Source organism: Hymenobacter cellulosilyticus, from assembly GCF_022919215.1.
Classification (GTDB): domain Bacteria; phylum Bacteroidota; class Bacteroidia; order Cytophagales; family Hymenobacteraceae; genus Hymenobacter; species Hymenobacter cellulosilyticus.
In genome coordinates this window covers 552,809-577,909 of sequence record NZ_CP095046.1, presented here as the reverse complement: position 1 = coordinate 577,909, position 25,101 = coordinate 552,809, and the positions used below count along the sequence as shown (strand labels likewise).

27 protein-coding genes and 1 pseudogene are annotated in these 25,101 nt (G+C 56.1%); 26 read left to right on the top strand and 2 right to left on the bottom strand.

Annotated elements, in window-relative coordinates; translation table 11 throughout:
• Window positions 1-6: 6 nt before the first annotated feature.
• Window positions 7-1,803 carry a glycoside hydrolase family 35 protein gene (locus MUN79_RS02875; protein ID WP_244676304.1) on the bottom strand — a complete coding sequence of 599 codons (1,797 nt, stop codon included), beginning with the start codon at window positions 1,801-1,803 and terminating at the stop codon, window positions 7-9.
• A 197-nt stretch (window positions 1,804-2,000) separates the two neighbouring features.
• Between MUN79_RS02875 and MUN79_RS02870 the strand changes: the two genes are divergently transcribed.
• The 26 genes and pseudogenes from MUN79_RS02870 to MUN79_RS30565 all read left to right on the top strand — a co-directional run bounded on the left by MUN79_RS02870 (window position 2,001) and on the right by MUN79_RS30565 (window position 24,017).
• Window positions 2,001-2,813 carry an alpha/beta fold hydrolase gene (locus MUN79_RS02870; RefSeq protein WP_244676303.1) on the top strand — a complete coding sequence of 271 codons (813 nt, stop codon included), beginning with the start codon at window positions 2,001-2,003 and terminating at the stop codon, window positions 2,811-2,813.
• A gap of 382 nt (window positions 2,814-3,195) precedes the next feature.
• Window positions 3,196-4,059: a 4-hydroxy-3-methylbut-2-enyl diphosphate reductase gene (locus MUN79_RS02865; RefSeq protein WP_244676302.1), complete on the top strand. Its 864-nt coding sequence runs from the start codon at window positions 3,196-3,198 to the stop codon at window positions 4,057-4,059.
• 108 nt (window positions 4,060-4,167) lie between these two features.
• Window positions 4,168-5,223 carry a hypothetical protein gene (locus MUN79_RS02860; RefSeq protein WP_244676301.1) on the top strand — a complete coding sequence of 352 codons (1,056 nt, stop codon included), beginning with the start codon at window positions 4,168-4,170 and terminating at the stop codon, window positions 5,221-5,223.
• A gap of 714 nt (window positions 5,224-5,937) precedes the next feature.
• Entirely contained in the window at window positions 5,938-6,600 is a 663-nt protein-coding gene (locus MUN79_RS02855; RefSeq protein WP_244676300.1) for an HlyD family secretion protein, read from the top strand.
• A 23-nt stretch (window positions 6,601-6,623) separates the two neighbouring features.
• A complete protein-coding gene (locus MUN79_RS02850) occupies window positions 6,624-7,088 on the top strand; it encodes an efflux RND transporter periplasmic adaptor subunit (protein ID WP_244676299.1) in 465 nt (154 codons plus the stop codon).
• 12 nt (window positions 7,089-7,100) lie between these two features.
• Window positions 7,101-8,210, top strand: coding sequence for a TolC family protein (locus MUN79_RS02845; protein WP_244676298.1), 1,110 nt, complete (start codon window positions 7,101-7,103; stop codon window positions 8,208-8,210).
• Complete coding sequence (locus tag MUN79_RS02840; RefSeq protein ID WP_244676297.1) at window positions 8,204-8,557, top strand: TolC family protein; 354 nt, start codon at window positions 8,204-8,206, stop codon at window positions 8,555-8,557. The genes MUN79_RS02845 and MUN79_RS02840 overlap by 7 nt, the downstream gene beginning before the upstream one ends.
• A gap of 54 nt (window positions 8,558-8,611) precedes the next feature.
• Window positions 8,612-9,304 (top strand): ABC transporter ATP-binding protein, encoded by a 693-nt coding sequence (locus MUN79_RS02835; RefSeq protein ID WP_244676296.1) that lies wholly within the window; start codon window positions 8,612-8,614, stop codon window positions 9,302-9,304.
• 29 nt (window positions 9,305-9,333) lie between these two features.
• On the top strand, window positions 9,334-10,587 hold the full coding sequence (locus MUN79_RS02830) for an ABC transporter permease (RefSeq protein WP_244676295.1): 1,254 nt from the start codon (window positions 9,334-9,336) through the stop codon (window positions 10,585-10,587).
• On the top strand, window positions 10,584-10,997 hold the full coding sequence (locus tag MUN79_RS02825; protein WP_244676294.1) for an ABC transporter permease: 414 nt from the start codon (window positions 10,584-10,586) through the stop codon (window positions 10,995-10,997). The genes MUN79_RS02830 and MUN79_RS02825 overlap by 4 nt, the downstream gene beginning before the upstream one ends.
• Window positions 10,979-11,767, top strand: coding sequence for an ABC transporter permease (locus tag MUN79_RS02820; RefSeq protein WP_244676293.1), 789 nt, complete (start codon window positions 10,979-10,981; stop codon window positions 11,765-11,767). The genes MUN79_RS02825 and MUN79_RS02820 overlap by 19 nt, the downstream gene beginning before the upstream one ends.
• Window positions 11,768-12,373: 606 nt before the next feature.
• The gene (locus MUN79_RS02815) at window positions 12,374-12,538 is read left to right on the top strand and encodes a hypothetical protein (RefSeq protein WP_244676292.1); all 165 of its coding nucleotides are present in this window, start codon (window positions 12,374-12,376) and stop codon (window positions 12,536-12,538) included.
• A gap of 63 nt (window positions 12,539-12,601) precedes the next feature.
• Entirely contained in the window at window positions 12,602-12,766 is a 165-nt protein-coding gene (locus MUN79_RS02810) for a hypothetical protein (RefSeq protein WP_244676291.1), read from the top strand.
• Between the two features lie 52 nt (window positions 12,767-12,818).
• Window positions 12,819-12,983, top strand: coding sequence for a hypothetical protein (locus MUN79_RS02805; RefSeq protein WP_244676290.1), 165 nt, complete (start codon window positions 12,819-12,821; stop codon window positions 12,981-12,983).
• A 55-nt stretch (window positions 12,984-13,038) separates the two neighbouring features.
• The gene (locus MUN79_RS02800; protein ID WP_244676289.1) at window positions 13,039-13,203 is read left to right on the top strand and encodes a hypothetical protein; all 165 of its coding nucleotides are present in this window, start codon (window positions 13,039-13,041) and stop codon (window positions 13,201-13,203) included.
• A gap of 395 nt (window positions 13,204-13,598) precedes the next feature.
• Entirely contained in the window at window positions 13,599-15,398 is a 1,800-nt protein-coding gene (locus tag MUN79_RS02795) for a prenyltransferase/squalene oxidase repeat-containing protein (protein WP_244676288.1), read from the top strand.
• Window positions 15,385-16,641 carry a zinc metalloprotease gene (locus MUN79_RS02790; RefSeq protein ID WP_244676287.1) on the top strand — a complete coding sequence of 419 codons (1,257 nt, stop codon included), beginning with the start codon at window positions 15,385-15,387 and terminating at the stop codon, window positions 16,639-16,641. Before MUN79_RS02795 ends, MUN79_RS02790 begins: the two co-directional genes overlap by 14 nt.
• A 49-nt stretch (window positions 16,642-16,690) precedes the next feature.
• Entirely contained in the window at window positions 16,691-18,100 is a 1,410-nt protein-coding gene (locus tag MUN79_RS02785; protein ID WP_244676286.1) for a radical SAM/SPASM domain-containing protein, read from the top strand.
• 136 nt (window positions 18,101-18,236) lie between these two features.
• Window positions 18,237-18,761: a cytochrome P450 family protein gene (locus MUN79_RS02780; RefSeq protein ID WP_244676285.1), complete on the top strand. Its 525-nt coding sequence runs from the start codon at window positions 18,237-18,239 to the stop codon at window positions 18,759-18,761.
• 5 nt (window positions 18,762-18,766) lie between these two features.
• Window positions 18,767-19,114, top strand: a complete 348-nt coding sequence (locus MUN79_RS02775; RefSeq protein ID WP_244676284.1) for a cytochrome P450 family protein — start codon at window positions 18,767-18,769, stop codon at window positions 19,112-19,114.
• The gene (locus MUN79_RS02770) at window positions 19,003-19,395 is read left to right on the top strand and encodes a cytochrome P450 (RefSeq protein WP_244676283.1); all 393 of its coding nucleotides are present in this window, start codon (window positions 19,003-19,005) and stop codon (window positions 19,393-19,395) included. Before MUN79_RS02775 ends, MUN79_RS02770 begins: the two co-directional genes overlap by 112 nt.
• 183 nt (window positions 19,396-19,578) lie before the next feature.
• On the top strand, window positions 19,579-20,325 hold the full coding sequence (locus tag MUN79_RS02765; RefSeq protein WP_244676282.1) for a hypothetical protein: 747 nt from the start codon (window positions 19,579-19,581) through the stop codon (window positions 20,323-20,325).
• Between the two features lie 11 nt (window positions 20,326-20,336).
• Window positions 20,337-20,666, top strand: a complete 330-nt coding sequence (locus tag MUN79_RS02760) for a hypothetical protein (RefSeq protein ID WP_244676281.1) — start codon at window positions 20,337-20,339, stop codon at window positions 20,664-20,666.
• 196 nt (window positions 20,667-20,862) lie between these two features.
• On the top strand, window positions 20,863-21,594 hold the full coding sequence (locus MUN79_RS02755) for a hypothetical protein (RefSeq protein ID WP_244676280.1): 732 nt from the start codon (window positions 20,863-20,865) through the stop codon (window positions 21,592-21,594).
• Between the two features lie 234 nt (window positions 21,595-21,828).
• Window positions 21,829-22,634, top strand: a pseudogene (locus MUN79_RS30570) (glycoside hydrolase family 97 N-terminal domain-containing protein); the annotation flags it as partial.
• A complete protein-coding gene (locus MUN79_RS30565) occupies window positions 22,635-24,017 on the top strand; it encodes a glycoside hydrolase family 97 catalytic domain-containing protein (protein ID WP_311136638.1) in 1,383 nt (460 codons plus the stop codon).
• 15 nt (window positions 24,018-24,032) lie between these two features.
• Here MUN79_RS30565 and MUN79_RS02745 read toward each other — a convergent pair whose 3' ends face one another.
• Window positions 24,033-24,827, bottom strand: a complete 795-nt coding sequence (locus MUN79_RS02745; RefSeq protein ID WP_244676279.1) for an SDR family NAD(P)-dependent oxidoreductase — start codon at window positions 24,825-24,827, stop codon at window positions 24,033-24,035.
• Window positions 24,828-25,101: the final 274 nt, after the last annotated feature.

Below are 25,101 nucleotides of genomic sequence, written 5' to 3'. Positions count from 1 at the left end.
CCACCGTCAGCAGTTCAGCTTGTTCAGGCTTGAGCAGCTCCAGCACGACCACCTCGTTGCGGCCTTTCTGGAGCCACTCGGCCGGCACGTACAGGGTTTGCTGGGGCCTACTTCCCAGTAGCGGCCCAGGTGGTGGCCGTTGAGCCACACGCAGCCCTTGCCCCAGCGGCTCATGTCGAAGTAGGTATCAGCCGGCGTGTTCACCGTGAAGCTGCCCCTGCGCAGTACCGGACCAGTCTCGGTGCCGGCCGGCTGGTCTTTTAGGGTGGCCGTGACCTTCGAAATATCGTCGAAAGGCAGGCCGAAGTGCTGCCAATTGGTGAGCAGCTGCCCGCCAAACGTGACGCGCTGGGTGATGCCCTTGCGGTTATCGTTCAGGTAAGGCCCGAAGTTGATACGGCCCAGGTTTTCCACCAGAATATCCAGGGTCACGGGCCCCGCCGGCAAATTCAGTGTTACACTGTCCTGAGCCAGGCGGCGGTCCAGCACGGCGGCGCGCTGTCCGTTCACCAGCACCACGGCGTAGTCGCGCAGCTCCTTGATGGAGAGCGTACCCATGCGCCCACCCGGCAGCTGAGTCCGGTACAGCACGAAGCCGTAGGCCTGATTTAGGTTCTCAAACGTCAGCGGCTGGGCATTCTGCCGGGGCTTCGGCAGCTGGGCCACGAGGCGGCGGCCATTGGTCAGGGCAATGGGCGGCAGCTGCATCGTGGGCTTGGTCGCCGGCACTGGTGGCAGCATGGCGCCGGCCGGCAAATGCCGCTCAATTACCTGCCGAAACAGCCGAAACTTCGCCGTGGCATTCCCGGCCTCGTCAAGCGGCGCGTCGTAGTCGTAGCTGCTGATTTGGGGCTCGTAAGGCTTGCCCGGGCCTTTGTAGTTGGCTCCGTTCAGAAAGCTCCGGGTGGTGCCGCCGTGAAACATGTACATGTTGATGGAGATACCCGCGGCCAGCACCGAGTCCAGGCGGGCGGCGTAGGTGGCGGCCGGCACGGTGTGGTGCGGCGTGCCCCACCAGTCAAACCAGGCCGGGTACCACTCGGCAATGAAGTAGGGGCCCTGGCCGCCGTGGTGCTGGCGCACCAGCTGCTTCACCTGAGCCGGCTTGTCGAGGCCGTTTACGGCGGGCAGCAGGCCGCTCAGGTGCCCGTTGGCTACGTCCTTGGCCGGGTCGCAGGTGTAGAGCAGCCCATCGAAGCCCGCCTCCTGAAACAGCTGCCGGTTTAGCGCCAGATAGTCTTTGTCGCTGCCGTAGGAGCCGTACTCGTTTTCCAGCTGCACCATCAGCACCGGGCCGCCGTGGTTTATCTGCAAGGGCGCCAGCTGCCGGCCCACGGCCCGAATGTAGCGCTGGTAAGCAGCCACAAACTTCGGGTCCTTGCTGCGCACCTGCAGGCCGGGTTCCTTTTGCAGCCAGTAGGGGTAACCCCCGAATTCCCACTCGGCGCACACGTAGGGGCTAGGCCGCAGCACCACCCACAAGCCCTCTTCCTGGGCTGTTTTCACAAAGGCCGCAATGTCGTTGTTGCCCGTAAAGTCGAACCGGCCCGGCTCGGGCTCGTGCAGATTCCAGAATACGTAGGTGCCGATGGTGTTCAGACCCATAGCCCGGGCCATGCGCAGGCGCTGCCGCCAGGCCTCCCGTGGCACCCGCGGATAGTGCATTTCCCCGGAAATCATCTGGAACGGCTTTCCGTCGAGTACAAACTGCTCCTCGGCCAGCCCAAACGTGTGCGTAGGTGCCTGGGCCCACAAGCGGCCCGGTACACTCAGCAGCAGGATTATCAGCAGTAGCTTCCTCATAGCAAATTGACGTTAGGTATTCGCCCGAATGAGCACGGTTAGCCGCCAAGCTAGCGGCCTGAGTTGACGTTACTCTCCTGCGCTTTACTGGACGGAAAAGAAAAAATCTACTTAAATAGATTATCTTAAGATTCAGTTGGCTTGCGCCGATAAGACTGCTGGTTATTCTCTATTCAATCAGTAGAAACCGAATTGCTATGAATGTGCTGCGCCGAAATAACGTCCACGTCATCGGGCACGGTCCCCAGACCTTGCTCTTCGTCAATGGCTTCGGCTGCGACCAAAGCATCTGGCGCTACCTCACGCCTGCTTTTGCCGAGCATTTCACCCTGGTGCTTTTCGACCACGTAGGAGCGGGCTTGTCGGTTGCGGCTGCCTACGAACCCACCAAATATGCCTCCCTGGAAGGCTATGCCCAGGATGTGCTGGAAATCTGCGACTACCTGGGCCTGGAGCAGGTGTATCTGGTTGGCCATTCAGTAGGAGCCATGATTGGTACCCTGGCGGCCATTGCCGAGCCCGAACGTTTTAAGAAGCTGCTGCTGCTGTGCCCCTCGCCGTGCTACGTCAACGATACCAGCTACTACGGGGGCTTCGACCGGCCCGACCTGGAAGCCATGCTGGCCTTTATGGAAACCGACTACGTGGGCTGGGCCGATACATTCGCGCCCTTCATTATGGGCACCCCCGACCAGCCCACGCTGGCCGCCGAGCTTACCCACAGCTTCTGCCAGACCAATCCGGCCATTGCCCGGCAGTTTGCCCGCGTCACGTTCCTCTCCGATAATCGCCAGGATGTGGGCCAATTGCGCATTCCCTGCCTGCTTGTGCAGTGCGCCGAAGACTTAGTAGCACCTCCCGAAGTGGGAGAGTATCTGCTAGCCGCTATTCCGGATGCCACTCTGGTCACGCTTCCCATTAGCGGCCATTGCCCACAGTTAAGCGCCCCCACCGAAACGCTGAATGTTCTGGAATCCTACCTGCCCACTAATGGCAGTCGGCTCAGGTGAAGGGCAAGTGGCTGATATATAAGTATCTGTGTTAAATGTTGTGAGGTAATGCAGTAATTGACAAAAAGAATTTATATTGCAGCGCTATATATACTCTATCCTTATCCTCAATCTATCCACTACCTGAAACCTGCCGACCAGTAGTTTCCCCCTTTTCCTTTTCCCGCTGCTCATATTCCAGGCTGTGCAACGGTCTGTCGGGATTTCGCGCAACTCATTTCCCTGAACACGCTATCTGTTAGCTGGCTTCTCAACTGAGCAGCAGTGTTTCTGATCTTATTCAGCCAGCCCGGTTAGTGCCCGGCTGTCTGTCTTTCAGCCGTTTTGCGCACTACGGCTAGTGCTTATCATTATCCTTTATATCGTTATTCAGCCCGATTACATGGCACATAATCTTACCGTTAGTATCGACCAGGACTCCGGCTTCTGCTTCGGAGTTACCTACGCCATTCAGATGGCCGAGGAAATACTAAATGACCAAGACTATCTGTACTGTCTAGGCGACATAGTGCACAACGAAGAAGAGGTGGAGCGACTAAAGTCCCTGGGGCTGCGCATAATCACCTATGACGTCTTTACCCAGCTGCACGATGAAATGGTACTTATTCGGGCCCACGGGGAGCCGCCCAGCACCTACCGTATTGCGCTGACCAACAACTTGACCCTGATTGATGCTTCCTGCCCGGTCGTGCTCAAGCTGCAGAACCGCATCAAAGCTAGCTACGACAAGCAGAACAAGATCTTTATTTACGGCACCCACGGCCACGCCGAGGTGCAGGGCCTGCTTGGGCAAACCCAGGGCAACGCAGTGGTGTTCGAGAATATGGATCAGCTGCTGCAACACTCTCTGCCCCAGGAGCTGACGCTTTATAGCCAAACCACCAAAAGCCCCGACAGCTTTTACCGCATTAAGCAGGAGCTGGAGGAACGCGGCTACACGGTAATGGCCAACGATACCATCTGCCGCCAAGTCAGCAACCGCGACAAAGACCTGCGCCACTTCGCCATTCGCTTCGACCACATCGTATTTGTCTCGGGCACCAAGAGCAGCAATGGCAAAGCGCTTTACCAGGTCTGCAAGGCCGCTAATCCCAATACCCACTTTATTTCTAAGGTCGAGGAGTTGGATTTAGCCTGGTTTGAGCCCGGTCAGTCCGTTGGCGTCTGTGGCGCTACCAGCACCCCGATGTGGCTGCTCGAAGACGTGCGCGCGGCCTTGGTTTCCGTGCCCGCCATGGCGAGCTAACCGGCTTTTCTGACTTGGGCAACGCAGCGGTTTTGCTTGCTGCATCTATAACATTTACCGGGGAGCTTATCCTGGTAGCTGTCAGTCGCTTTTCTATAGAATAAGTATATGCCTACCGAAATTCGTACTTCGTCCGGAGCCCCCAATAAGCCCTATGCTTCGGGGCTGCTGGCCCTGCTGGTGCTCGGCGGGCTAAGTGGGTATTATTACCTGCGCAAGCGCTTTGAACCGGCCCCCAACCAGCTCACGGTAAGCAACCTGCCCGCCCTGTGCACCTTTGAGTGGCTGCCCGAGGCTGATGCCCTACCCATCGAGCCTTACGCTTACCTGCTCGTGCCGGTGCAGCTGCCCGGCTGCCCGCTTACTTGCTACCTGCAGTTCGATACCGGCGCGCCTTCCTCCATGTTGTACGCGCATTCCGTGGCGGCCCTGCGGGCAGCGTATCCGGCTACGGAGTCAACTCTGAGCGAAGACAACGGGGGAATTTCTGATTTCAGCTTCCAGCTCGGCCCGGCTACCGTAGCAGCGGCTCACATTCGGCTGCTGCAATACGGCGACGAAGAGTTGCCTACCAACAGCGCTGAGCCTTTCATCATTGGCACTCTGGGCGCCGACGTGCTGGAAAATCGGGTACTCGTGCTCGACTACCAGCAGCGCCAGTTCTATCTGCTGGCCCAGTTACCGGCCGCACTGGCTCGTGAGGCCGTTTTTACACCCTTGCGTTTTCCCCGGCGGCGGGTGTTGTTGAGCACTGCCTTGCTGGGCCAGCAGCAGGAATTGCTGTTCGATTCGGGCAGTAGCGCCTACGCCCTGATAACCAGCAAGAAGCGCTGGAAAGCCTGGGCCCGCGCAAAGGGCAACGTCGAAATCAGCACCGTCAACTCCTGGGGCCATGCCCTGACTGCTTACACGGCCCCCACCCAGGCTTGCTTGCAGCTGGAACACATTGCCTTGCCTTTGTGCAGCGTTACTTACATCCAGGGGGTGAAGTGGTGGCAGTATGCCCTGATGCGCGCTTCGGGTATGGGTGGAATGCTGGGTAATAAACCATTCCGCCAACATACCATTATTCTGGATGCCGCTGGAGGCCGTTTTGGCCTTATCGAGCAGCCAAACAGCGCAGAGGTAAAGTCAGCTGAGGTATTGTCAGCTATTACACGATAGGTAATTATGTTCTTGAAGAATAGGTCAGAAATAATCCGGCAAAATAAATTTCGGCTATTCTTGTATTTATTGAAATTGTTTCTGCATATTTGAGAGCAATATTATAATTACGCTAGTTAGAAGATTTTTACAGCCCTTATCTATACCAACTATGGTTCACTACCCCAGCCCTTATCGGTTTTCTCTGCTACCTTAGCCTAGCCAGGTTTAGTGGCACTGTTGCATGCATATAGGCTGCGCTCCGGCTGCTGTGCAAGGTCTTAGCTGCTTATTTCTTCAGAGCATTAGGCGGCTGTCAACCAGATTATACGGCTTGCTTTCAATCAAAAACAACTGAGCTATAATAGGCGTGCAGTTACGATTTTGTACGTTCTGCTTAATTACCTGAAGTACGCCTTGCATTATTTCTGATAAAACTTGCTCTGATTATCAGGCTGGGTTTTTAATTAAGCGCCTTGGATTATCTGAGGTGATTTTGCAGCCGGCAGCTAATTTTCTGCCAGCGCCCTTTAAAGTTAGATTATCTATAGTTAGTGCTATTACGCATCGGCTCTTGCTGGCTTTTTACGCACAGAGCCCACGTGTTGCAGGTGATATTATCATATTATTTCTATACAAATGGACAGACTAATAGCTCCCAAAGTTAGAAGCCAGAAAAGTCGGCGGCGCTGGTTGCTTAGCTTGGCTCTGGTGGTCATACTTCTCAGCGGTACAATGGCTTTTCGCTCATTTCTGAAGCCTAGTATCCAGCGCAGCGTCATCCTGATGGCCCCGGTAGAAATAGGGGATGTGGAAGCCTCACTGACCGCTGCCGGCATCCTGATTCCCGGTCACGAGGCAGTTATTACCAGCCCCATCCAAAGCACTATCCGGCGAGTAGCCGTGGCAGTAGGAGCCCGCTTGGCACCGGGTCAAACCATCTTGGAGCTGGACAAAGAAGCTGCCGCTTCGAGCCTGGCCAAGCTGGACGATGAGCAACTGCGCAACCGCAACAAAAACTCCCAGCTGCAGCTCGGCCTGGAGCGCGACCTGAACGACCTACGGACTCAGGTAGAAGTGCAGGCGGCCAAAGTAAGAAGCCTGCAGTCCAACCTGCGCGATGAGCAGCAACTGCTCAAAATTGGCGGCGGCACGGCCGAAACGGTACGCCAAGCCGAGCTGAACCTGAAAGTAGCTCAGCTGGAAGCCGACCGCCTGGCCCGCCAGATTCAGACCCAACAACGCTCCAACGCGGCCGATGTGCGGGAACTGGGATATACTATGGCTATTCAGAACCGTGCTATAGCCGAGCTGGCCGGTAAGCTGGCTCAAGCTACCATCAGCGCCCAGGATGGTGGCGTACTGACCTGGGTAAACGACGACATCGGGGCTCAGTAGAGCAGGGGGCCCCATTGGCCCGCGTGGCCGACCTGAGCAGCTTCAAAGTGCGGGCTACCATTTCCGACGCCTATGCTGATGCTCTGCACGTGGGCGACCCGGTGGTAGTGCGCATCAACGGCACCGACCTGCGCGGCACGATTAGCACCATCAGCCCGGCCGTGGATAAGGGTGTGGTAACCTTCTACGCCCAGCTCGATCAGGACCATCATCCGGCCCTGCGGTCCAACCTGCGCGTGGATGTATTCGTGGTTACCAAAGGCCACCACAACGTGGTACGGGTGAAGAACGGCGCTTTCTACCAGGGCGGTCAGGAACAGTCGGTGTTCGTGGTGAAGGACGGCAAGGCCAGCCAGCGCACCGTGCGCTTTGGCGACAGCAACTTCGACTACGTGCAGATTGTGAGTGGTTTGCGGCAGGGTGAGCAGGTCATCGTGTCCGACATGAAGGAGTATCTGGATACGCCGGAGCTGAGCATCACCGAGTAAGGCCCTACGACCATGAAATTCCGGATCCTTCCTTTCCTGGCACTGCTGGGACTGCCCTTCCACGCGGTAATGGCCCAAACGGCCAGCCGTCCTCTCAACCTCGACGAGGTTATTTCCCTGGCCCTGAATCACTCAGCCATTGGCAAGCAAGCCAACACCGACCGGGAAATCGGCTACTGGCAGTGGCGCGACTACCGCTCTACGTACCGCCCCCAACTCGGCCTGCAGGGCACCCTGCCTAACTATAGCAGCACAATCACTCCGGTAGTGCAGCCCGAGGACGGTTCCATTGTATTCAGGCAAATCAAGAATAACAACTCCAATGTGGGGCTGGCCGTCAGGCAGAATATCGGTCTGACCGGGGGCCAGGTTATCGTGGGAGCCGATGTGCTGCGCTACGACGACTTTATCGGCAAGGCCAAGCGCTACAACAGTCAGCCATTTACGCTGGGCCTGACGCAGCCCATCGGGCAGTTCAACGAGTTGCACTGGAACCGCCGCATCGAGCCCCTGCGCTACCAGGAAAGCCAGCGGCAGTTCTTGGAAGAGCGGGAAAAGATTGCCCAGCGCACTACCGAATTGTACTTCGACGTGCTGCTGCAGCAGGTAAATGCCGAAGTGGCCCGCCAGAATGCCCAGGCTACCGACGAGTTGCTGCGCATCGGGCAGGAACGGTACCGCTTGGGCCGCCTTTCCCAGAGCGACTTACTGCAACTTGAGCTTAACTTGCTTGATGCTCAGCAAGCCAAGATTCAAGCCCAGCTCAGCGCCCAGAATGCCACCGTGGAGCTCCAGGCCTACACCGGGCTTACCGGTGCCCCGGCCCTAGACGTACCGGCTTTGGTGCCCCAGCCCGTAGTGGCGCCCGAAGTAGCGTTGGAGCAGGCCCGTCAGCACCGGAGCGCCATGCTGGCCTTTCAGCGCCGCTTGCTCGAAGCCGAGCGCGACGTGGCCCAGGCCCGGGGCACAACCGGTATGCAGGCCACGCTCTCGGCCAACCTGGGCTATGTCAATCAGGCTCCGGAATTGAATAATAGTCTGCAAGATCTGCGCAATCAGCAGCAGGTGAAGCTGTCTTTCTCGGTACCGTTGCTCGACTGGGGCACCGACAGGCCGTGGTGAAGACCGCCAAGCTCACCCGCGACCAGGTGCAGCATACCGTAGCCCAGGAAGAGCGCAGCTTTGCCCAAAGCGTGCTTACCGAAGCCGGGCAGCAGCAACAGCTGGCCGTGCAGCTCCGCCTGGCCCAGCACGCCGACTCCGTGGCCCAGCAGCGCTACAACATTGCCCGCTCCACCTACCTGCTCGGCCGCATCAGCCTGACCGATCTGAGCCTGGCTTCTCAGGCCAAAGACGGGGCTCGCCGCAGCTACATTGCCGCTCTGCGGGCCGGCTGGGTGGCCTATTACCGCCTGCGGGCTCTCACCCTATATGATTTTGAAAAGCAACAGCCCCTGGCTGCGCAATAGCGCCGGCGGTCCTGCTTCGTCTCTTTTATCTCTATCCTCTTTACCGCTACTACCATGACTAAGATTGCTGAAGCGCCCGTTCTGCGGCTTATTGACATCGAGAAAATCTACCAGACCAGCACCGTCGAGACTTCTGCGCTCAACTGCGTGAGCTTGAGTATTAATCGCGGCGAGTTTGTATCCGTGATGGGCCCCTCGGGCTGCGGCAAATCGACGCTCTTGAGCTTGATGGGCCTGCTGGATGAGCCCTCCGTGGGCACCGTGGAAGTGAATGGGCGCCCCGTGCAGTCCTACTCCGAAAAGGACTTGGCCAGCCTGCGCAACGAGAAGATCGGCTTCATTTTTCAGAGCTACCACCTTATCAACGACCTCTCGGTGGTCGACAACGTGGAACTGCCCCTGCTTTACCGTTCGGGTATGAGTGCCAAAGACCGGCGCAAGCGGGCCTTGGCCATGCTTGAAAAAGTGGGCCTGGGGGCTCGTACCAGCCACTTCCCGCAGCAGCTCTCGGGTGGTCAGCGCCAGCGCGTAGCCATTGCCCGGGCCCTGGCCGGCGAACCCGAAATCATCCTGGCCGACGAGCCCACCGGCAACCTCGACTCGGTAATGGGCGAGGAAATTATGGATCTGCTACTGCACCTCAACGAGAAGGAAGGCACCACCATCGTGATGGTAACTCACGATGAGGCCCAGGCCCAGCGCACCAAGCGCCAGATCCGGCTGCTGGATGGCAGCCAGGTAAACTGAAACCCGCACGCGTTTTAGACTCCTATCTTATGTTGCTCAATTATCTGAAAATTGCCTGGAAGGTGCTGCTGCGGCGGCGGTTTTTCACCTTCATCAGCCTCTTCGGAACCAGCCTGACTCTTATGGTGCTGCTGGTGCTCTACGCCATTTTCGACTATACCGTGGGCCCCCACACCCCCGAAACCCAGGTCGACCGGCTGGTATTCATCAACCGGATTCAGCTGGTGGCCCAGGAGGGAGGACAAAGCAACGGCTTTATCGGCTACTCCTTCCTTGACCGTTACGTGCGGCCCATGCGGACTCCCGAGAAAATCTCCCTGAGCGAAGGCAACTACAACAACGTGGAGGCCTACGTGGGGGAAAGTACCCTGAAGCTGGACCGCAAGCTAACCGACAGTGAGTTTTGGCAAGTGCTGAATTTCAACTTCGTAGAAGGCCGGCCTTATACCGCCACCGAAGTGCGCGAGGCCGCTCTGGTAGCGGTTATCAACGAAAGCACCAGCCGTAAGTACTTCGGTACCAGCACCGGCGTGGTTGGCCGCACGTTCGAAGCCGGGGCCGTACACTACCGCGTGGTCGGTGTGGTGCGCGACGTGCCCATTTCGCGCTCCAACTCCTACGCCGACTTCTGGGTGCCCATCACGACCACCAACGAAGACCTGCGCGACCCGGCCTATATCGGCAACTACCAGGCTATTGCCCTGGCCAGCAAGCCTGCCGACGTAGCCACCATCCAGCAGGAGTATGCCCGCATCATTGAGCAGGTGCCCATGCCCGACCCCAAAAAGTACAAAGCCGTCCACTCGTACGCCCGCACTCTGCTGGCTTCGCTCACGGCCCGCTTCAACAACAACGCCGACGCGGAAGGTGGAGTAGGGCGCATGGTGCAGGTTTCCTTGGTAATGGCGTTGCTCTTTATGTTGCTGCCCGCCCTGAACCTGGTCAACGTGAACGTGAGCCGCATGCTGGAGCGCTCCTCCGAAATCGGGGTGCGCAAGGCCTTTGGCGCTACTTCCCGGACGCTGGTGGCCCAGTTCCTGTTCGAGAACGTGTTTCTGACCCTGCTCGGGGGCCTGCTCGGCCTGGCTCTGGCCGCCGGCGCCCTGATGCTGCTCAACTACAGCCAGTTTATGCCTTACTCCGACTTCGCGCTGAATGCCCGGGTGTTTGGGGCCGGCATCCTAACGGCCCTGTTTTTTGGGGCGCTGTCGGGGGCTTACCCAGCTTATAAAATGTCGAAACTGCCTGTAGTACAGGCACTAAAAGCCGACTTCAAGGTATGATACGCCACCTCCTTACCCTTATTTGGAACCGTCGCCGGGCCAATGCCCTGCTGGTTACCGAGATATTCCTGGCCTTTATTGCGGTGTTTGCCGTGACTAGCCTGATACTGTACATGCGGCAGAACTACCAGACGCCTCTGGGCTTTCAGTACCAGGATGTGTGGCAGATCAGCCTGAAGCAAGGAAACCAAACCGGCCAGCAGTTTGCTACCCTGCAGCAAGTGGTGCAGCGCCTCAAGTCCACGCCTGGGGTAAGCAGCGTGGCCCGTAGCGGCGAGAATACGCCTTTCTCGTTCAACAATGGCACCATCAAACTGGACGCCGGCGAGGGCACTAACAAGCGCCGCTCAGAAACCACCGACATCTACTTTGCTGGCCCGAGCTGCAAAACGTGCTCGATCTGCAGATAGCCGAAGGCCGGTGGTTTGACCGCCGCGACGAAGCTGCTACTCGCCGGCCAGTGGTCATTACGGAGGCAACCCGCGCCGCTTTGTTTCCGGGGAAGTCGCCTATCGGTAAAATCGTGCGGGGCCTGAACGAGGAGTGGCAGGTAGTGGGCGTAACCAACTCCTACCGCGCCGGCGGCGAGCTAAGCACTCCACGTCCCGCCATCATGCTCTACGTCAGCCCTAATGACACCGCGGAAGCCTTATCGACCCTGCTCGTTCGGGTGGCGCCCGGGGCCGGGGCCGCGCTGAAAAAGCAGCTGGCCGCGCAAATTCACTCCACCAATCCTTCTTTAAACAGTACCATTTTGGCCTTGGGCGAGCAGCGCCTGGCCAAGCTCAAAATGCTACTGGCCCTGCCCACCATGCTCGGTATCGTATGTCTGTTCCTGACGATGAACGTAGCCTTGGGAATATTCGGCGTGATGTGGCTCAATATCAGCCGCCGCCGCGTCGAAATAGGCCTGCGTCGCGCTATTGGAGCCAGTGCCGGTGCTATTAGTAGTCAGATTCTGGGCGAGATTCTGATCATTACCACCTTCGGCTTATCACTGGGCGTATTAGCCGTTATTCAGTTCCCCATTTTGGGCGTGTTCAATGTGCCGGCTGGCGTTTATATCCTGGCTATAGCGCTGGGCCTGGGTCTTATCTACGGACTGGTTACTCTGTGTGCCGTCTATCCAAGTCAGCTAGCCACGGGTATACGGCCAGCCCTTTCGTTGCGGGAAGAGTAATATAATTTGCGGTAGGATATAATTCGTGCTTGGGATAAGTATTGATACTATTTATTGTTAAATGTGTTAATTGATTTAATTAGAAAAACGCATTTAAAGTGGTGATATTAATTTAGTATGCACAATAAAAAACGTCGAAATTAATTTAAACTAGCTTGCTTTTTTAAATTAATATGAATAGGTTTACTGCATATAAAGTTATTATCTCTAGTGCATTAGTTAGGCCCGGGCTGGTAGTGTGCCCGCCGCTGTTACCCAATCTTTCGGGGCAGCCTTCCCAGTACCTGATTGCCTTTTGCCTTACGGCTTTTCTTCAGCCAGGCCCGCCGTTCGGTGGATGAATTCACGCTTCTTTCCAGGATTACTCCCAAGAGTCGATTGTTGCCGCGCAGTTACGCGCATCAGATCAATCTACCCGCTTGCTTATCGAGCACGCCAGCTGAATGCACGCCAGGCGTCTTGCCCTGCAGTAGCGGTTGACCCTGCTAGGCGTTACCCACTTCGCCTTCCTTGTACCAGGCATCCGAGTGCAGGCTCTCTGTTCCCCTCAGCGATACTTACTACATCTATCACTTTTTCATTTTCCACTTTTCTAACTCCTTTTTTATGAACAACGATCAAAACCAGCTGCTGTCCAAAATCACCGACCTGTCGGAGGACCAGAAACTCGAACTCTTCAGCGTGGAAGAACTCGAAAACCGCCTGGAACTAACCGCCGTGGCCGATTCTGCCATCGACGTTACCGGCAACGCCGTGTGCTGGATTGGCTAAGCGCTACCCGTTTACATTCTGCTTACCCTTTTTTCATTTTTCCACTTTTCTAACTCCTTTTTTATGAACAACGATCAAAACCAGCTGCTGTCCAAAATCACGGATTTGTCGGAAGACCAGAAACTCGAGCTTTTCAGCGTCGAAGAGCTGGAAAACCGGTTGGAGCTGACCGCCGTGGCCGACGCCGCTATTGATGTTACCGGTAACGCCGTGTGCTGGATCGGCTAAGCCTTTGCTTACCTATTTTCCTTCCTTTTTTCCACTTTTCTAATTCCTTTTTATGAACAACGATCAGACCCAACTGCTGTCCAAAATCACCGACCTGTCGGAGGACCAGAAACTCGAACTCTTCAGCGTGGAAGAACTCGAAAACCGCCTGGAATTGACGGCTGTGGCTGATTCTGCCATCGACGTTACCGGTAACGCCGTGTGCTGGATCGGCTAGTTTAAGCCACTTTTCGATTATCCTTTTCCTTTCTCACCTTTCAATTTCTTGTTTTATGAACAACGATCAGACCCAACTGCTATCTAAAATCACCGACCTGTCGGAAGACCAGAAACTCGAGCTTTTTAGTGTTGAAGAGCTGGAAAACCGTCTGGAGCTGACGGCTGTGGCTGATGCCGCTATCGACGTTACCGGCAACGCTGTGTGCTGGATCGGCTAAGCTAGGTCACCGGCTGGGGGCCGTGTAGTGCATGGTCCTCAGCCGGTGAAATGGATGCTCTAAAAAATGCTTAACAGTGAACTGCAACGGTAAACTGTTAAGCATTTTTTGAGCTTCTGCAGGAAAGGAATTTTGGACTGGATAGAATTCTATGAAACTGTTTTTACAATAATTATATGATTGACATCAGTAAAGTGCGCTTTTCTCATCTGGATAAAACTACCGAGAATCTGCGCCAGTCATTTTTAACTTATTTGGACGACAACGTTTCACTTCCAGGTAGTTTAAAGCACTTAGCTTTTCCTAATTCCTTCTTCGACTCGGAGTATTATTTAGTCTTTCCGTATTTATTCCGGAAGGCTTTTGGGGAACGGAACAGCTTGTTTGTCCACCAAGTGTGCGTTTCGGGATTCTTCTACTTCAAGTACCTGCTGTGCCTGGATGCCATGCACGACAAGGACGACATATCGGGACCCGCCAGTGCCGAGCGGGAAAGCCACCTGCTGCTGCAGTCCCACATCTACCACGAGGAGTCGATGAAGATTCTCTCCCGGCATTTTGGGAAGAAGGATGCCTTCTGGGTGCTGTGGAACCAGCGCAACTACGAGTTTCTGGCCAGTATTCTACTCGACAAAGAATACAATGTGCAGATGAGCTTCGATACCTACACCCGGTTGGCCATCAATAAGTGCGCCTTCTCGAAAGTAGGCGCCGATGCCTATTACGCCAAAAACAGCAGTCAGACTGAGCTGCACCGGGCGCTAACCCAGTCGCTGGATTACTTTGCCATTGCCCGCTGCATTCAGGACGACCTGGAGGATTTTAAAAAAGACCTTCAGTACGAGAAAAATAACCTGGGCCATATTTTCCTGCAAGCTTGGCTGAAGTCGAATGGCAAAAAGCTGAAGGACTATACGCCCGAGGTACTGGAAAAGTACCTGTTTACCTCCGAAACCGCCGAACGGATGATGACTCTCTCGAAGAGTTATTATCAGAAGGCCATCGACGAAATTGAGCCGTACCGCAACGAGCTGACGGACTATATCAAAATCATTGACCTAGTTAGAAATAAGATAAATTTCTACAAGGTCAATGTGCAAGCCTACCGGGTGAATAAGCTGCTGGAAAAAATTATCAGCACCACATTCGGTAATCAAACGAGCATTGAAGAAGCCATTGCGCGCTCCAAGAAATATATTGAACGCCTGCAGAGTGACGACGGGTCGTGGTTTGAAGTAACGAACATGCAGGGCCTGAGCAACGTCTGGTCGACGGGCTTCGTGGCTTCTTACCTGGAAAAAGACAATCCGAACCTGGCCAAGGCCAGCGAGTTTCTGCTCGGCAACCAGCAAGACCACCTCTGGGGCTACAACACCGACTGGGTTTTCGATTTCGACTCGACGACCTGCGTGCTGTTTGCCCTGAACAACGCGGAGCACGCCATTGAGCCGTATCTGGGCCTGTGGTTTGAGGGCCAGACCAGCACCGGCGGCTTCCGCACGTATTCCGACACGGCCTTTAACCTGGTCAGCCAGCTGGGCCTAAAGAAAACCCAGCTCAATGGCTGGACCAGCTCCCACATCTGCGTTAGCGCCCTGGCTTATTACTTCCTTAGCCACCTGGAAAACCAGAGCAGCTTCCGGGAGCAGCGGGCCGCGCTAAAAGCCTATATCCTGGCCAACAAGTCGGAGAAAGGCATCTGGCAGCCGTACTGGTGGACTTCCTATTTGTACCCAACCTGCTTCGTGGTGCAGGGAATGCTGCGCGACGAGGAGGATTTCACGGCCGAAATAAACCGGGCCCTGGACTACATCGTCGGCAAGCAGAACAAGGACGGCAGCTTTTCCTGCGAGATTCTAAAGCAGAAGAGCGTGTTCTACACCGCCTTGGTGCTGGATACCATTACCGCCGCGCCGGCCCTGTTGGCCAGGTACCACGGCAACGCCCTCCGGATGAAAGACTGGCTGCTGGCCAATCAGTACGAGGACGGGGGCTTTGCGGGCTCCAACTTCCTGGTTATTCCTAATCCGACGACGCTGAACTGGTACCAGTCCAAAAAGCGCCTGAAAATCAATAAAGCGGGCGGCGGCAACTCTATTACCGGGGAAGTGGCCAACCTGTTTTCTACTGCGGTTTCGCTCCGGGCCCTGCAGCGTTATCATCAATTAGCTACCGCCATCCATGGAAATCAGTAAGGAGTACGTTCCCCAGCTAGCCGAGCAGCACTCGTACGTACAGTTTGATAAAAACACCTACGTCCTGTGCATCGACGGAATTACACCTATCAAGCTCAATGTCAACCAGTTGACCAAGAGCCTGTTGGAGCAGATTGACGGCAACCGCAACCTGGAGGACATCACCTACGCCTTCAACCGCGCCAACCAGGTCAACTTCTCGGTGGAAGACATCATTTCTATCTTCAACAAGCAGTTGGTCGGCTACGGCATTTTCGACACCGACAACCTGGACCGGATTAAGGCCCAGGACGAGTACCTGAAGCTGCGGATGACCTTGCTGCCGGCCTGGGTGGTCAAAAAAATTACGCCCTTTCTCACTTTTCTGTTCAGCGTCAAGCTGTTCGTGGTTCTGTTTGTGGCCAGCCTGGTTTTCCTGGCCGCCAACTTTGCGTTCAACATCGATATTCAGGCCATCTACCACGACTCCAATCCTAAGCTGCTGGGCGTGCTAGTGTCGGTGGTTTACCTAAGCCTGCTGCTCCACGAGTTTGGGCACGCGGCGGCCTGTGAGCGGTTTGGCGCCAACAGCGGGGCCATTGGTTTTGGCTTCTACGTCTTTACGCCCGTGTTCTACGCCGACGTAACCGACACCTGGCGCCTCAAGCGCCACGAGCGGCTCATTGTCGATTTCGGCGGCATTTACATGCAGCTGCTCATGTGCGTGCTGCTCACCATTGCTTTTTACCTTACCCGGGAAAAGGCCCTGCTCTATATTTCCTTCGTCATTGGCCTCTCCGTTGCCGCCAACCTCAACCCGCTGCTGCGTTACGACGGCTACTGGGCCCTGAGCGACGCCCTGAATATCTCCAACCTCAAAGGCAAGTCGATGACGGCCCTGGGTAAGTTCTTTGGTATGTGCATTGGCATCAACAAGAACTGGGACCACAGCCGACGCGCCTTATTCCTGACGGCCTATGGCTTGGTCTCGGCCGGCGCGTTTATCGCCTTTGCCGGATACATGCTCTTTTTCAACCACCATTCCCTGCTCAACTTCCCACTTAACCTATACTCCTTCGTCCACGGACTGCTGTTTGATTTTAAACAAATAGATTTTTTCTGGTTGAAGAGCAACATTGCAAAATTATTTATACCTTTCGTCTTCTACTATATGTTGATTAAGTCTATTATTGAGGGCGTAAGGAATAAATATTTTGCTACCCGGGCTCCGGCCCAACCCGAGGCTGTAGCCCTGGGCGCTTGAATTAAGTAAGTACTAGGTTATTTTATAAACTATTTATGAATCGTACTATATGTATAAGCTTTCCTATTATACCATAATCACGAATCCAATCGATGGTAAGAACACCAGATTGGCTTATTCCACTCGTACGGGCCATATAGTCTCGCTCAGCAGCCTCTGCCACGACTTTCTGCAAAACGGCCTGGTGGGCAGTATTCCGGTCTATATCCAGGAAAAGCTGATTAAAACCGGCATTCTGGTGCCAGCCGAAGAAGACGAGCTAGCTAGCATTATCAACGAGAACATTGATTTCGGCGAAACCGAGCAGGGCCAGCTCAACGAAGTAATTCAGCCGAGCGCCATGTGCCAGTTGGGCTGCTACTACTGCGGGCAGCAGCACGTGAAGAGCAGCATCTCCGACGATCTGGTGAATAAGCTGGTAGAACGCATTTACGACAAGTTCGTGAAGGGCAACTACAAGAAAATTTACATCGGCTGGTTTGGCGCCGAGCCCTTGATGGGGCTGCCCCAGATGCGGGCCATCTACCGCCGCCTGACGGCCCGCATTGCGGATCCAACGGTGCATATTGGGGGGAAGATTGTTTCTAACGGCTTGAGCCTGAAAGAAAACATCTTTGCTGAGCTGGTGCAGGAACTCAACGTGGATACCTTCGAAATAACCCTTGACGGAGTAGAGGAGTACCACGACAGTCACCGCTTTACCAAGGCAGGCGGGCCTTCGTTTAATATTATTTATCAGAATGTTAAGCGCATCGTTTCCAGCCCCGATTACAACCCCGCCAAAACCCGAATGACTATCCGCTGCAATGTGGATATCAACAACGTAGAAGGGGTAGAGCCGCTGATTCGACTTATTGCCGCCGACAACCTGCACCGCCGCATTTACAACCTGTACTTCATCGGGATTTACTCCTGGGGCGGCAATGATGCTCAGACCAAGTCCTTGACCAAGGAACAGTTTGCCCGTATGAAGCTGCAATGGGAGATTTTGCAGGTGAAGCTAGGCTACCCCTTCCACACCACCATGCACAAGCGGAAGAAAACCACCTGCATGGCCACGGGCGGCAAAGGGGAGCTGTACGACGCCTTCGGTAACATCTTCAACTGCACGGAAGTGTCCTATTCCGACTTCTACGAAAACAAGGACTACAAGCTCGGTACCCTGCAGCAGGACACGCTCAAGACATTCGACGTGAAGCCTCACAACGACTGGTATAGCATCGTGCGCGACACCGACAAATACCCCTGCCATAGCTGCCGGTTGCTGCCCATCTGCGGAGGAAGCTGCCCTAAGTCGTGGGTAGAGGGTAATTCGGCCTGCCCACCGTATAAGTTTAATATTCAGAAGGAAATGGAGTTTAAGTACCTGTTGGCTACGACTCCCCTGGCCGAAATGGACGCTGTGCTAACGGCCTTCGAAAACGCCTTCGCCGAAGAAGATTTCGTGCGCTACCGCTAAGCTGCACAGCCGCATATTATCCCACTGGGCCGGCCGGCTTTACCGCCAGCCTAGTACTACTATAGCTACTCCTTTTATCTTACTATTTATCTATTCTTATGAACACGAAAGCATCCTCGTTCTTGGTAGGCGCCCTATGCCCATTCCTACGGTTGACCCGTATCCGGCCTACCATAAAGTACGAAATGAGAATCCAATTTATCGGGTTTCGCCGACGCAGTGGGTTATTACGGGTTATCAGGATGCTTTGTCGCTGCTGCAGAATCCCTTGTGCTCCCACTGGGGGCAGGATTCCGAAACGCAGGCCATTCTCTTCTCCGGCAAAAGTGCTGTTGCCAAAACGCTGTTTGCCTTTGCTCCCGACAGTGGACTGCCCTACCGCAAAAACGTGATGCACGCCTTGGCTGGCAAAAACCTGAAGTTTGATGGCAAAGCCATGCAGGAGCAGGCCGACAAACTGCTTGATAAGTTGGTGGGTAAGGAAGAAATTGACTTTATCAAGGATTACGCCCACCCGCTGACCTTCGAAACCATTAGCCGCATCATCGGTATTCCCGACGAGGACATTCCGGCCCTGAGTGAAACGGTGGCTGAGCTGGACGGTATGTACCTGGGCCTGATTTATAACCCACGACAGCGGGAGTCGGGGGCTTGTTTCTGAGCTTTTTGCGCACATTTATCGAGCATAAGAAGGAGAACCCCGGCGACGACCTGTGCAGCGCCCTGATTGACGCTTGCCGCCGGGAGGAAGAAGACGAGTCGTTTATCCTGTCGATGCTGATTCTGCTGTTCTACGCGGGCCACGATAACATGATGAACTTCCTGGGCAATGCCATTCTGGCCCTCGACAAGCACCAGGCCGAGCAGGCTACCTTGCGGGAGCAGCCGGCCCGGGTGTATGAGTGCGTAGACGAATTGCTGCGCTACGACAGTCCGGTGCAGTTCTTCCTGCTGTTTGCCAAAGGCCCATTCCCCTGGGTACCAAAACCATTGCCGCCGGCAGCCAAATCCTGATTTGTGTGGGAGCGGCCAACCGGGACCCCAGCGTGTTTACCAACCCTGATGGGCTGGACCTGACCCGCAAGCCAGCCCACCTGAGCTACGGTACGGGTGCCTACCGCTGCATTGGCGCGCGCCTGGCGCATATGCAGGCCGGCACCGCCCTGAGCAAGTTTATTGCCCGCACCACGGCCTACGCACCTATTAAGGGTGGCACGAACTGGCGCACGGCTCCCTACGTGCAGCGCGGCCCGTCTTCGGTGAAGCTGCAAGTAACCTGGAATACTGCTCTGTAAGGTTCTTCGGTGGCTGCGTGGCGGCTGGCCGGCTGGCTTGGTAGGCAGGACTACATCTTACTCCACAGTGTAAAGAACTCGGGTATGAATTTAAAGAAATCCAGATACGCGCTTCTCTCAGATGCCTTCGACGCGGAAGAAACGCTGACATCCAAGCGCATGCTCTTCTCGACGCGGAAGGGGATGGGCATTACTATTTCCAACTACGTCTGGTCGCTGATTGAGGCCGGCAACTTCACAGCTATTCCCGACAACCTGTTCAACGTGCTCATGTACCACGAGCTGATTGTGCCCGCGGATGAGGATGAGCTGGAGGAGGTAATTACCCGCAACCAGCTCATGGCCCTGGATACGAGCGGGGCCGAGCTGTCGGTGTACCTGGGCTCGGCGGCAGTGCTGGATGAGGAGCTGCAGCACACCATTGCCCGCCTGCTGGACGAGCACGGGGCGGCTACCAAAAAGAAGCTGGTACTCATCGTGGCCGGGGCTTCGGTGGCGGCGGGCTTGCAGCGCATTCACTGGCTAAGCTCGTTTCTGAACACGCTGGGCCCTGTGGCAGCTCAGCAGAAAGAATATCAGCTGGTAAGCCTGAGTGGCAGTAATTCAGCTCCCGTGCCGCCATTTACCAAGGTATTGCAGGCCCGAGTGACCAAAGTTTCGCTGGTATTGCCGGTAGAGCAGGCCCACGTGCCGCTGGTGTTTCAGGAGCTGCGAGCGTTGCAGGGACCCATGGCCGGGCAGCCCCCGGCACCGGTAGCCATTCAGCTGCTGACGACCAGCGCCACCACCCGGGTGACGGAGGTTGTGCAGGAGTTTCAGCAACTCAAGCAGGCCCTAAGCACGGACATCTTTGTGCAGCTGCTGCCCCGGCAACCGCCGATGCCGAAAATGGCACGCCGGAGCAGGAACTGGCCTGGCTTCAGGAAGTAGGTAATCACAACGTGTGTCTGAATTTGCTGCCCGCGCCTACCAACACCTACTTCCACCACGGAGCGCCAATCCGGACACAGGCTGCGGCGGCCGTGCTGAAGCTGGACCACGCCCCGGTAGAGCTGGATACGGCCGAAGCCCTGGCTACGCGCCGGTTCTACGACACGAGCATCAGCGACTTGCTCCGGGCCAGCCAGATCAGCTGCTCAGCCTGTATTTATCTGCCCATGTGCGGCGGGCGCGCCGATAAAAGCAGCACCCACGACCAGGATTGCCCGGCTTTCGTGCAGAACTTTATGAAGAAGGTAGAGCTGAAATATAACCTCGTTAGATCCTGCTAGTATGGCCACGACCAACACGCCCGTATCCGCTAAGATGAAGTGGAACCGCAGTCAGCTGATTGAAACCAATACCTATGTTAAAGTATATACAGAGGCTCTAATTCGAATTCTACCGCCTTATGATCGACAAACTCTATTCATTGTTTCTAAGCTCTTCGCCGATGGAGCAGCCGAGTCTGGCGGGCGAAGACTCCACATGGCTCGACATCTTTTTGAGCGTGGAGAGAAGTACGTTGCTGCAATACCTGCGGAAAAGTCCCTTCTGAGGCTGTTCCTGTCAAATATCTACGACCGGTCCAAGTCGTTCTACCACTACCGCACTGGCAACCCCACAGAAGCCATTCGGCTGGTGCACAACGCTCTGAGCAACAACATTACGCTGGAGGCCAACGGCCTGGAGTTTCTGGTATTCGACCGGGTGTCGCAGTATCACAACCTGGCCAAGGTGTATTTTGGGCTGCAGCAGCCGGAGCGCGGATTCGAGATTCTGTCGGACGCCATCTGCTTTCTGATGACGGGCCACGCCAACGTTCTGACGGATTTGAACCGCAACTACCTGAGCGCCTACACGGCCGACCTCATTCAGATGCGGTACTCGCTGCTGGCCCTGATGCTGTGCGAAACGCTGACCAACCTGCAGAAAGGCGCCGATGCCGAGGCGTTTGTCCGCGACAGTGAGGGCTTTATCACCCCAATTCTGCAGGCCGCACCCGACTTCGTGTTGCAGGAGCCGCAGGAGGAATTCCTGCAGAAGTGGCTGCTGGTAGTGCGACTTTTCTATCAGAAGCGGTATGCCGATTTCCGGGTAGCCGCCGAGGCCTTTCTGGCTTCGGAGCCTTCTTGCCTGCGTAACGTTCCGCATCAGCTGCTGGAAAGCTTCATCGGCTACAGTAAGGAGTTGAGTGAGCCGCTTCTGGCTGAGGCCTAAGACCCCGTCGGTCTACCTATTTTGGTGGCAAAAATCAGCGCCCCGCCCATCCGGCGGGGCGTTTTGCGTGTTAGGGCAACCGCCAGTAGGAGCCCGGCTTATATGAATAAACTCCGCAACTATTCCCTACTTTTGGTAGCCTCCGCGGCGTACTACAGGCGCGGCTGGCGTCCGACCGGCGGCTGCTATTGGCGGAGCCCAAATGGTAGTTTTTGAGAATCTTACTACATATTGATGAAGAACTTTTTCTTGGTGGCCCTGCTCTGCTCCGCGGGCTTGCGCGTGAGCGGGCAGACTGCTGCGCCCCTGACGGCCCGCATGGAGCAGGTAAGTCTCACCTTCGCTCTGGCACCCGGTGGTCAGCCCACGTACGCCGTGCATTTGGGGGCTAAAACGGTGCTGAAACCTTCCCGGCTGGGCTTGGCGCTGGCCGACGGCAAGGGCTTTGACGGGCCGCTGGAGCTGGTAGGCAGCGAAACCAAGGAGGTAGACGAAACCTGGCAGCCGGTGTGGGGCGAGGTCAAAAGCATCCGCAACCATTACCAGCAGCTTACGGTGCATCTGCGCCAACCCGCGGCCCCCAGCCGGCAGCTGGACGTCGTCTTCCGCGTCTTTGCCGACGGCGTGGGCTTTCGCTACGAGTTTCCGGCCCAGCCCACGCTGCAGTATTTCACGGTGCAGGACGAGAAAACCGAGTTCAACCTGCCCGCCAACCACAAGGCCTTCTGGATTCCGGGCGACTACGATTCCAACGAGTATACCTACAGCACCACCCGCCTGAGTGAGGTCAACTCGGCCAATATCGAGCCTATTCAGCTTAAATCGGCGCCCCAGCGGGTGCAGACGCCGCTGATGCTTAAGTCGGACGACGGGCTCTACATCAACATCCACGAGGCAGCCCTGGTCAACTACCCGGCTATGATGCTCAACGTGGACACCAAAACCTTCGGTCTGAGCAGTCAGCTGGTGCCCGACGCCACCGGCACCGGGGCCAAGGCCTACCTGCAGGCCCCGAGCACACGCCCTGGCGTACCATTATTGTGAGCAACAAGGCCCCGGAAGTACTGGCCTCCAAACTGGTGCTCAACCTGAACGAACCCACCAAGCTCACCGAAACCAGCTGGATTCAGCCCCAGAAGTTTGTGGGCGTGTGGTGGGAAATGCACGTCAACAAAGCCAGCTGGAACTACTCCGACGTGAGCAACATCAAGCTGGCCGACACCGACTGGAACAAGCTCACGCCCAACGGCCACCACGGCGCCAACACGGCCAACGTGAAACGCTACATTGACTTTGCCGCCAAATACGGCCTGCAGAGCGTGCTGGTGGAAGGCTGGAACGTAGGCTGGGAAGACTGGGCCAATAACTGGAAAGAGGAAGTTTTCGACTTCGTGACGCCCTACCCGGACTTCAACGTGGCCGAGCTGCAACAATACGCCCAGAGCAAGGGCGTGAAGCTGATGATGCACCACGAAACCAGCTCATCGGTGACCAACTACGAGCGGCGCCAGGATGCGGCTTACCGCTTTATGAAGGACCACAACTACGACGCGGTGAAAACCGGCTACGTGGGCCGCATCATTCCGCGCGGGGAGCACCACGACGGGCAATGGATGGTAAACCACTACGTGCGCACGGCCCAGAAAACAGCTGATAACCACCTGATGGTCGACATGCACGAGTCGGTGCGGCCCACGGGCCTGCACCGCACGTATCCCAACTGGTTGGCCTCGGAAGCGGCCCGCGGCAATGAGTTCAACGCCTGGAGCAGTGGCAACCCACCCGAGCACGAAACCATCTTGCCCTTCACCCGGCTTATCGGCGGGCCGATGGACTACACGCCCGGCATCTTCCAGATCAAGCTCGAAAGCTGGAACCCGGCCCGCAACCAGGGCAAGCAGGTGCATACCACGCTCACCAAGCAGCTGGCTTTGTACGTGACGCTGTACAGCCCGCTGCAGATGGCCGCCGACCTGCCCGAGGCCTATGAGCAGCACCTCGACGCCTTCCAGTTTATCCGCGACGTGCCCGTGGATTGGGACGATACCCGTATTCTGCTGGCCGAGCCCGGCGAGTATATCACCACGGCCCGCAAGGCCAAGGGCAAGGACGAGTGGTACGTGGGCAGCATTACCGACGAGCAGGCCCGGCAGCAGCAGGTCAAGCTGGACTTTCTCACGCCCGGGCAGCGCTACGAAGCCACCATCTACGCCGACGGCAAAGGCGCCAGCTGGGACAAGAGCCCCATGGTCTACCAGATCCGCAAGCAGAAAGTGGACAGCAAAACCACGCTCAAGCTGCAGCTGGCCCCGGCGGGGGCACGGCCATCAGCATCAAGCCCGTTGGCAAGTAAGACCTGGCTACCAATCATCCAGCATCCCACTAAAAAGCCCGACCAGTGCATTACTGGTCGGGCTTTTTAGTGGGATGCGGACAGTTTATTCCTTTTCCGGCTGCATCTGCGTGTTCATCATCGTGGCCAGCAGGGAGTCGGAGAACAGGGCGCTGGAGGCAAAGTTGAGCTTGGCTCCGAAGGTGGGCAGCACCCGGGCCTCGCCGTTGAGCAGGCCTTTATAGCCGCCTTCGGCCACTTCCTCGGGCGTAGCTTTCTTGCTCTGGCCTACTTTGGTATCCTCGGCATTGGCTACCCGGAAGAAGTCGGTTTCCGTGGCGGGTGGGCACAGAATCGTCATTGTCACCTCCGACTTCATCTCCTTGAGCTCGTGCTGCAGGGCTTCCGAGAAGGAGAGAACAAACGCCTTGGTGGCGGCATATACGGCTTGGCGCGGGTTGGGCAAGAACGACACGACCGAGCCCAGCTGCAGGATCTTACCCGAATTGCGGGTCACCATTTCGCGCAAAAAGAGCTTGGTCAGCGTCATCAAGGCCAATACGTTGACGTGGACGATGCCCATTTCCTTCTGCAGGTCGGTTTCTACGAACAAGCCTGCCTCCCCAAAGCCGGCGTCGTTGACCAATATATCAATCTGCAAGCCCTGGCGCTGGGTTTCCTCAAACAGCTGCACCGGGCCTTCGTGGGTGCTTAGGTCGGCGGGAATAACAATGGTCTGCACGCCGGCAAACTCCTGCTGCAACTTTTGGGCAGCCTCTTGCAGGTCGGCCCCGGGGCGGGCGGAAAGAACAAGGCGGTACTGGTCGCGGGCAAAGCAGCGGGCCAGCTCGAAGCCGATGCCACTGGAGGCCCCGGTAATTAGGACAGTTTGGTTGGTCATAGCGGTAAGAATTTAGGTAGGCTAGTAGGTACCCCAATCCGGCGGATTGAGTTACAGCCTGCCGCGCTTACCGCAAGGCATTCTACTGCTGGGCTGCGTTATAGATTGGCTTTAGTCAACTTATGATGTTTTCCTTCAATAGACCGATTCCTTTTTGCAGCTCTTGTAGGAGTCTATAGGATTCCGGATAAAACTTGACGGTTAAGCTAGCAGGATGGTGGCGAGTATATCTCGCCGTTGGGAAGAGACAAATACTCGTTACATTCTCTTCGTC